The organism is Kitasatospora sp. NPDC052868, assembly GCF_044547105.1.
In the GTDB taxonomy this organism is placed as follows: domain Bacteria; phylum Actinomycetota; class Actinomycetes; order Streptomycetales; family Streptomycetaceae; genus Kitasatospora.
Map to the genome: position 1 here is coordinate 227,544 of NZ_JBITZW010000008.1, position 7,131 is coordinate 234,674.

Sequence of the window (7,131 nt, forward strand, 5' to 3'; positions counted from 1 at the left end):
GCACCACCCGGCACCCGGTCGGCACATCCGCAGAAGTCCGACTCCGCACGGAAGATGACTGTGCCTCAGCCCGATTCCGTACAACTGCCGACGGATTCCGGAAATACATGTGAGGCCCAGTCGATAATCGACTGGGCCTCACATATCACAATGCATTCCGGTGGGCGATACTGGGATCGAACCAGTGACCCCTTCGGTGTGAACGAAGTGCTCTCCCGCTGAGCTAATCGCCCGGGTGCAGGGAAAACATTACCGCATCCCGCGGGGTGCTCCGAACACCCCGCGGCCGGACCCCGGCCACCCGGACGGCCCCGGGCGGATCACCCGGACGGCCCACACCGGTGGCGCCGGGCGGGCTCAGCCGCCGTTGATCTTCCAGGGCATGACCAGCCCGTACTTCCACAGGTACCAGCCGCCGATCCCGGCGATCACCGCGAGGCCGATCGCGGTCAGGGTGAGGTTGCGTCGGCGCACCCTCGGGTCCATCGCCTTCTGGGCGGCCTCGGCCACCTTGCGACGGGTCCAGCGCAAGGCCAGCTGGGCCCAGACGAACTCGGTGGCCCAGATGCCCATGCCCAGGAAGATCACCACCCAGCCCGGTCCGGGCAGCGGCAGCATGATCACGCCGAGCACCACCACCGCCAGGCCGGCCAGGAAGATCACCACCTGCCAGCTCAGGTGCAGCGGCCGGGAGCGGCGGATGAAGTGCGGCGCGCGCGAGCCGAGCGCCCGCCCGCCGTCGACGCCCGACCCCTCGCCCCCGCCGCCCTGTGCGCCGTCCTCCGCTCCCCCGTGCGCCCCCGTCTCCTCCGGCACCGCCGCCTCCCCCGTTCTCGTGATCTCGTCCGCGTTCCCGCGCGCCTTGTCGCTTCGCACAGTCATGCCAGGAAACTAACCGAGAAGTGGTGCGGTAATGCCCCGACAGGCACTCCGTGCCGATTCCGCAATGCGCCGTAAGGGGTACGACTCGCCCCCGAATCGGGACAGAGGGGTTTACATCGGTCTTGGGGGTGGGATGGTCCGTTCGCCGACGTGCGATTCCCCGAGCGCACACTGAGCGAAAGGCCATGGCGCTTATGAACACCACGGTCAGCTGCGAGCTGCACCTGCGCCTCATCGTGTCCAGCGAGTCCTCACTGCCCGTCCCCGCGGGCCTGCGCTACGACACCGCCGACCCCTATGCCGTGCACGCCACGTTCCACACCGGCGCGGACGAGACCGTGGAGTGGGTGTTCGCCCGAGATCTCCTTGCGGAGGGGCTGCACCGACCCACCGGTACCGGCGACGTCCGGGTGTGGCCGTCGCGCAGCCACGGGCAAGGGGTGGTCTGCATCGCCCTGAGCTCTCCGGAAGGAGAAGCCCTGCTGGAAGCCCCGGCCCGGGCGCTTGAGTCGTTCCTCAAGCGGACGGACGCCGCGGTGCCCCCCGGCACCGAACACCGCCACTTCGACCTCGACCGGGAGCTGTCCCACATCCTCGCTGAAAGCTGAATTCGACCGGAGGCGGTCACGCCCCGCCGGCGGCGGGGCCGTACCCCCTGCCGTCACCGCAGCCGTCCTACTCGGGGGCACGGCAGCAGACTCAGCCGCGCACGACGCGGTCTCGGGGCCGGTGAGCGGCCCGCCCCCCACCGGGGCGGGCCGGAGCACCACAGGCGCCCGGCACTGGAGCCGGCCATCCGTACGGGTGGCCGGCCTCGCTGCCGGGCGCCTGTGGTTTTCCGGGGCCGGGCGAACACCCTGACGCCTTCCGTACGTTCCTTCGAAAGAAGCGGCCGCCCTAGGGGCGCACGGCCCGGTAAGGTCTGAAGTGACCGTAGACGCGGGGTGCCGACGGCCCCCTCCGCGCGAGGAGCCCCCACGTGCTGATCACCCATGACACCGAGTGCGCGCTGAGCATCCTCGTCGAGCTGCTCAACACCGCCCCCGAGGTGTGCGGCACCGAGCTGCTGCCCGACGTGGCCGCGCTGGACGCCTTCGTGATCCGCCAGGAGATCAGCGAGATCGACTCGCTGACCGCGGACGACCTGCGCAGCGTGCACGAGCTGCGGTCCCGGCTCCGCGAGGTGTTCGGCACCGAGTCCACCGAGGAGGCCGCCGAGCTGGTGAACGCACTGGTCGCCGCCGCCGGCACCACGCCCCGGCTGACCAACCACGACCACCACGGCTGGCACATCCACTACTTCGCGCCGCACGCCGCGCTCGGCGACCACCTGGCGGCCGAACTGGGCATGGCGCTGGCGTTCATCCTGATGGCCGGCGAGCGCGAGCGGCTGCGCCGCTGCGAGGCGCCGGACTGCGCCCGCGTCTTCGTGGACCTCTCGCGCAACCGCTCCCGCCGCTACTGCGACAGCCGCACCTGCGGCAACCGGCTCCACGTGGCCGCGTACCGGGCCCGGCAGCGGTCGGCGGAGGCCGTGCCCTCCGCCTGACCGTCGCGGGCCGGCACGGCCTGCCGGTCACGGCTCCCCGGTCGCGCCCGATCGGTGGCGGTCACGTCGGTGGCGGTCACGGCCGGGCGGGCACGGTCAGAGGCCGCGGCGGCGGAGGATCTCCTCGATGTCGGCGAAGTCGCCGAGTCCGTCGTCCGACTTCCCGGCGGGCTTCCTCGGCGCCTTGGGGGCGGCCTTCCCCGGCTCCGGCGTGGCGGTGACAGCCGGGCGGGCGGGGCCCGCGGCCGCCGCGGCGGCCGGGCCCGACGCATCGCCCTCGACGGCGCGGCGCCGGCCCACCCAGCGGGTGGTGACCAGCAGGCCGGCCGAGACCGCCAGCAGCGCCAGGCCCGTCCAGACCCGGGGGTCGAACACCAGGTCCGTCGCCCAGTCGGCGAGCTCGCCGCCGATCGTCCGCGCCACCGGGAACAGGCCCGACAGATAGAGCCCGGCCGGCAGCAGCGCCACCGCGAACCAGCGGGTCGCGGAGAGCAGGCGCCTCCGGTAGGCGCGCATCCCCGCCATCGCCACCCCGCCCGCCGTGAGCGCGAATGCCACCGCCGCCGTCAACACGGCCGCACTCCGACCCGGGCGTGCGGCCGTATGGTCGTCCTGGTCATCGGACCTCCCGTCGGTCTGGGCCTCGGGGCACACCGTGCCTGGCACGGTGCCCACTAGTGGAACACTGAGGGCATGATCGAAGGTTCCCTCCCCCGCCTCGAGTTCTGGTGCGAGCTCCAGTGCCCGGACTGCCGCACCGCGCTGGACGACGTACGGGCGCTGCGCGCCGCGTACGGCGACGCGCTCCCCATCGAGCTGCGGCACTTCCCGCTGGAGAAGCACAAGCACGCCTACGCCGCCGCACAGGCCGTCGAGGAGGCGTTCGCGCAGGGCCTGGGCTGGCCCTACGTGGAGGCGCTGCTGGCCCGGGTCGAGGACCTGGACGCGCGCGGCGAGCAGGTGCTGCTGGAGGTGGCCGCCGAGGTCGGGGTGGACGCCGAGGAGGTGGACACCGCGCTGATCGACGGCCGCCACATGCTGATCGTGGACGCCGACCAGGCCGAGGGCAAGGCGATCGGCGTGACGGGCACGCCGACGTACGTGATCGCCGGGCAGCGGCTGGACGGCGGGCAGAGCCAGGACGGCCTGCGGGCCCGGATCACCGCCATCATCGAGGCGGCGAAGGCGTCCTGACGACCGGTCAGATCAGCGTCTTGCCGTAGACCCGGTTGGTGATCCGGAAGCCGAGCGAATCGTAGAGCCGGATCGCGACCTCGTTGCCGGAGAAGACGTTCAGCCCGAGGTCGTGCACTCCGGCGGCCAGGCACTCGCGCTCGGCGAGCAGCATCAGGGAGCGCCCGTGGCCCCGCCCCCGGTGGGCCTCGGCCACCTCGACCACCATCACCCAGGCGAGCGGACCGCCGCCGGGCAGGTCGCGGACCCGCAGGGCCAGCCAGAGGGCGCCCAGCGGGTCCGGCCCGGCGCCGTGCAGCCGGCGCAGGACGACGCCCGGGGTGTCGGCCCCCTGCGGCAGCAGGTGCACATGGTCGGCGTCCGACTTCGCCCGGGCCTGCTGCTCGCTGAGGCCGGAGGAGAGCAGGTCGTGGATGTACCCCTGCTTGGCCTGCTCCAGCCAGCCGGGGAACCCCTCGGCGTCGATCCGGCGCGCCGAGACGCCGGGCGGCAGCTCGGGCGCTGCGGTGAGCCGCTTGGCCATGTTCCGCATCCGCTCGGTGTAGCCGAGCGTGGCGGCGAGGCCGCGCGCGGGCTGCGCGGCCTCCGGGATGTCCGCGTCCACCCGGGAGCAGCCCCAGCCGCGCAGGACCTCCTCGGCGGCCAGTGCGCCGAACGTTCCACGCCCCCGGCCGCGCCCCTCGCGGACCTCCAACTCTGAGATCTCCCCCCAGAGTTGGGGCCCGCGCGGAACGGTGGTGGTGCGCAGCGCGCCGACCGGGCGGCCGTTCGCGCAGATCTGCCAGCGTCTGGTGCGGCCGCCGGCGGCGGTGGGTGTCTCCGGGCCCTCGGGGCGCAGCGTGGTGGTCATGTCGGGGTCCCTTCCCCACCGTGCGGGTGTTCTATCCGCCGTCGCCGCTCGGCCGTGTCACGGGTCGAGGTCGTCGCCGCTGCGCTCGGTGAAGACGGCCATGGCCTTGGCGGTGACGGGCCCCGGGCCGGGCAGGTCGCGGTCGTCGACCCGGGAGACGGCCTGGACGTCGCGCAGGGTGGAGGTGAGGAGGATCTCCTCGGCGTCCTGGAGTGCGGAGAGCGGCAGGTCGACCTCTTCGGCGCCGCACCAGTCGATGACGAGTTGGCGGGTGATGCCGGCGAGGCAGCCGGAGGCGAGGGTGGGGGTGACCAGGCGGCCGCCGAGGACGAGGAAGACGTTGGAGCCGGTGCCCTCGCAGAGCAGTCCGGCGGTGTTGGCCAACAGGGCCTCGGAGGCGCCGACGCGGTGGGCGGCGGCCAGGGCGACGACGTTCTCCGCATAGGAGGTGGTCTTGAGGCCGGCGACGGCGCTGTGCTCGTTGCGCCGCCACGGGACGGTGGCGACGGCGGTGGCGTCGGGGCGCTGGGCGGCGGCGGCGATGGCGACGACCAGGGTGGGGGTGTCGTCGCCGCGCTCGGAGCCGAGCGGGGAGCGGCCGCCGGTGTAGGTGATGCGCAGGCGGCCGAGCGGCATGGGGTTGGCGGCGAGGACCTGTTCGCAGCCCTCGCGGACCAGCTCGTGGTCGGGGTCGGGCAGGCCGAGGCCGCGGGCGGAGCGGGTGAGCCGGTCGAGGTGGCGGGTGACCGCGAAGGCGCGGCCGTCGACGGCCTTCATCGTCTCGAAGACGCCGTCGCCGGTGGTGAGTCCGTGGTCGAGGACGGAGACGGCGGCGGCGTGGGAGTCGACGAGGGAGCCGTTCACCCAGCTCGTGGTGGGGTTCTGCATCGAGGGTTGCTCCTCGTGGGAGTGGGCGGGGCGGCGCCGCCTGGGCCTAGGGCGTGGGGCGCGTCCCGCTTCAGTCGGTTTCGGTGCCCGACGCTATCGCGACCAGGCGGGCGGCTTTCAGCTCCGTCTCCGCCCACTCGCGCTCGGGGTCGGACTCCCAGGTGATTCCGGCGCCGGTGCCGAAGCGCAGCACGGGTGCGCCGGGCTCGGTCCGGTCGATCCAGAACGTGCGGATGCCGACGGCGAGTTCGCCCTCGCCGCGGTCGGCGTCGACCCAGCCGACGGCGCCGCAGTAGGGGCTGCGGGGGGCGGTTTCCAGGGCGTCGATGATCCGTAGCGCGCTGGACTTGGGCGCTCCGGTGACGGAGCCGGGCGGGAAGGTGGCGTCGAACAGGTCGGGCCAGCCGACGTTCTCGCGCAGGGCGCCCTGGACGGTGGAGACCAGGTGGACCAGGCCCGGGTGCTTCTCGACGGCGCAGAGGTCGGGGACGGTGACGGTGCCCGTCTCGCAGACCCGGCCGAGGTCGTTGCGGACCAGGTCGACGATCATCACGTTCTCGGCGTGGTCCTTGTCGAGCAGGTCGGCCTCGGTGCGGCCGGTGCCCTTGATCGGGCCGGAGGAGACGGTCCGGCCGTCGCGGCGCAGGAAGAGCTCGGGCGAGGCGGTGGCGATCTCCACGCCGTGCCGGGGCAGCCGGATCGTGCCCGCGTAGGGCGCCGGGTTGCCGTGGGCGAGCAGGCCGGTGAGGGCGTCGATGTCGGTGCGGGCCGGGTCGGGCAGCGGTGCGGAGAGCACCCGGCAGAGGTTGGCCTGGTAGACCTCGCCGGCGGCGATGTGCTCGCGGATGCGGCGGACCCCTGCGGTGTAGGCGTCGTGGTCGAGGGAGCTGTGCCAGCTGTCGGGCTCCGGTCCGAGCCAGCCGGCGCCGGCCGGGGGTGCGGGGTCGGGGCGGACGTCGTCGAAGCGGGCGCAGGTGAGCCGGCCCTCGAAGTCGTAGGCGACGGCCCAGTAGCCGGTGGAGTCGAGGGCGGCCGGGTCCGAGGTGACGTCGCGCAGCCCGGTGGCGAGGCGGCCGCCGAAGCGGGCGAGCGGGCTGTGGGAGGCGGTGGGGCCGGACACGGTTCTCCTGCGCGGATATCGGTGCGTGGTCGCCGCGCGGGGGGTGGACGCGGGGGCTGCGCTGGTGGCTGGGCTGCGGTGCCTGAAGTGTAGGTCGGGGGTGCGGGCCGGGGGCGTGCGCCGGGTGGGCCGGCCGGGGCGTCGTGCAGGTGTGCGCCGGGTGGCCTGCGGGTGTCACTGAGGGTGGCCCTGCGGTGCCGACGGGACAGGCCTGCGCGGACACCCCCGCGGCACGCTGCGGGAACGGATTTTTAGCTGGCCCGGGAATCCGCTAGAGTTCAACACGTCGCCAGGGAGCGCAGCCGGGAAAACCGGTGAAGCCCCCGGGAGACAGGCGGACGTGGCTCAGTTGGTAGAGCATCACCTTGCCAAGGTGAGGGTCGCGAGTTCGAATCTCGTCGTCCGCTCGATGGAGAACAGTGTAAGATCGTTCTTCGAGTGTTGCCTGGTGGAGTGGCCGAGAGGCGAGGCAACGGCCTGCAAAGCCGTCTACACGGGTTCAAATCCCGTCTCCACCTCCAAGAGGTTCCCCGGTCTGACCGGGAGACCTCCCCGCGCGATTAGCTCAGCGGGAGAGCACTACCTTGACACGGTAGGGGTCACTGGTTCAATCCCAGTATCGCGCACGTCGGGCCCTTCGGGGTCTGC

The 7,131-nt window shown here is 73.0% G+C and carries 8 protein-coding genes and 4 tRNA genes; 6 read left to right on the plus strand and 6 right to left on the minus strand.

Features of this window, described 5'->3' with window-relative positions; all coding sequences use genetic code 11:
* Positions 1-161: 161 nt before the first annotated feature.
* Positions 162-233 (minus strand) — tRNA-Val (locus ACIGZJ_RS16290).
* A gap of 124 nt (positions 234-357) precedes the next feature.
* On the minus strand, positions 358-882 hold the full coding sequence (locus tag ACIGZJ_RS16295) for a TIGR02611 family protein (RefSeq protein WP_396457822.1): 525 nt from the start codon (positions 880-882) through the stop codon (positions 358-360).
* Positions 883-1,076: 194 nt separating this feature from the next.
* On the opposite strand from ACIGZJ_RS16295, the gene ACIGZJ_RS16300 reads away from it, so the two are divergent.
* Both ACIGZJ_RS16300 and ACIGZJ_RS16305 read left to right on the plus strand, forming a co-directional pair.
* Positions 1,077-1,490, plus strand: a complete 414-nt coding sequence (locus tag ACIGZJ_RS16300) for an SsgA family sporulation/cell division regulator (protein ID WP_030056266.1) — start codon at positions 1,077-1,079, stop codon at positions 1,488-1,490.
* Between the two features lie 371 nt (positions 1,491-1,861).
* Positions 1,862-2,431, plus strand: coding sequence for a CGNR zinc finger domain-containing protein (locus ACIGZJ_RS16305; RefSeq protein WP_396457823.1), 570 nt, complete (start codon positions 1,862-1,864; stop codon positions 2,429-2,431).
* A 96-nt stretch (positions 2,432-2,527) separates the two neighbouring features.
* Here ACIGZJ_RS16305 and ACIGZJ_RS16310 read toward each other — a convergent pair whose 3' ends face one another.
* On the minus strand, positions 2,528-2,989 hold the full coding sequence (locus ACIGZJ_RS16310) for a hypothetical protein (protein WP_396457824.1): 462 nt from the start codon (positions 2,987-2,989) through the stop codon (positions 2,528-2,530).
* Positions 2,990-3,124: 135 nt separating this feature from the next.
* Between ACIGZJ_RS16310 and ACIGZJ_RS16315 the strand changes: the two genes are divergently transcribed.
* Entirely contained in the window at positions 3,125-3,625 is a 501-nt protein-coding gene (locus ACIGZJ_RS16315) for a DsbA family protein (RefSeq protein WP_396457825.1), read from the plus strand.
* Positions 3,626-3,632: 7 nt separating this feature from the next.
* Here ACIGZJ_RS16315 and ACIGZJ_RS16320 read toward each other — a convergent pair whose 3' ends face one another.
* The 3 genes from ACIGZJ_RS16320 to ACIGZJ_RS16330 all read right to left on the minus strand — a co-directional run bounded on the left by ACIGZJ_RS16320 (position 3,633) and on the right by ACIGZJ_RS16330 (position 6,483).
* The gene (locus ACIGZJ_RS16320; RefSeq protein ID WP_396457826.1) at positions 3,633-4,475 is read right to left on the minus strand and encodes a GNAT family N-acetyltransferase; all 843 of its coding nucleotides are present in this window, start codon (positions 4,473-4,475) and stop codon (positions 3,633-3,635) included.
* 57 nt (positions 4,476-4,532) lie between these two features.
* On the minus strand, positions 4,533-5,363 hold the full coding sequence (locus ACIGZJ_RS16325) for an aminotransferase class IV (RefSeq protein WP_396457827.1): 831 nt from the start codon (positions 5,361-5,363) through the stop codon (positions 4,533-4,535).
* Between the two features lie 70 nt (positions 5,364-5,433).
* Complete coding sequence (locus ACIGZJ_RS16330) at positions 5,434-6,483, minus strand: chorismate-binding protein (RefSeq protein WP_392933805.1); 1,050 nt, start codon at positions 6,481-6,483, stop codon at positions 5,434-5,436.
* A gap of 334 nt (positions 6,484-6,817) precedes the next feature.
* Between ACIGZJ_RS16330 and ACIGZJ_RS16335 the strand changes: the two genes are divergently transcribed.
* From ACIGZJ_RS16335 to ACIGZJ_RS16345, 3 genes are all read left to right on the plus strand, one after another.
* A tRNA-Gly gene (locus ACIGZJ_RS16335) sits at positions 6,818-6,890 on the plus strand.
* Positions 6,891-6,930: 40 nt separating this feature from the next.
* Positions 6,931-7,004 (plus strand) — tRNA-Cys (locus ACIGZJ_RS16340).
* Positions 7,005-7,037: 33 nt separating this feature from the next.
* Positions 7,038-7,109: transfer RNA gene (locus ACIGZJ_RS16345), tRNA-Val, on the plus strand.
* Positions 7,110-7,131: the final 22 nt, after the last annotated feature.

Bases quoted from the DNA above. Each gene is read 5' to 3' on its own strand.
- ACIGZJ_RS16300 (WP_030056266.1), top strand. From the start codon at position 1,077: ATGAACACCACGGTCAGCTGCGAGCTGCACCTGCGCCTCATCGTGTCC.
- ACIGZJ_RS16320 (WP_396457826.1), bottom strand. From the start codon at position 4,475: ATGACCACCACGCTGCGCCCCGAGGGCCCGGAGACACCCACCGCCGCC.
- ACIGZJ_RS16325 (WP_396457827.1), bottom strand. From the start codon at position 5,363: ATGCAGAACCCCACCACGAGCTGGGTGAACGGCTCCCTCGTCGACTCC.
- ACIGZJ_RS16315 (WP_396457825.1), top strand. From the start codon at position 3,125: ATGATCGAAGGTTCCCTCCCCCGCCTCGAGTTCTGGTGCGAGCTCCAG.
- ACIGZJ_RS16295 (WP_396457822.1), bottom strand. From the start codon at position 882: ATGACTGTGCGAAGCGACAAGGCGCGCGGGAACGCGGACGAGATCACG.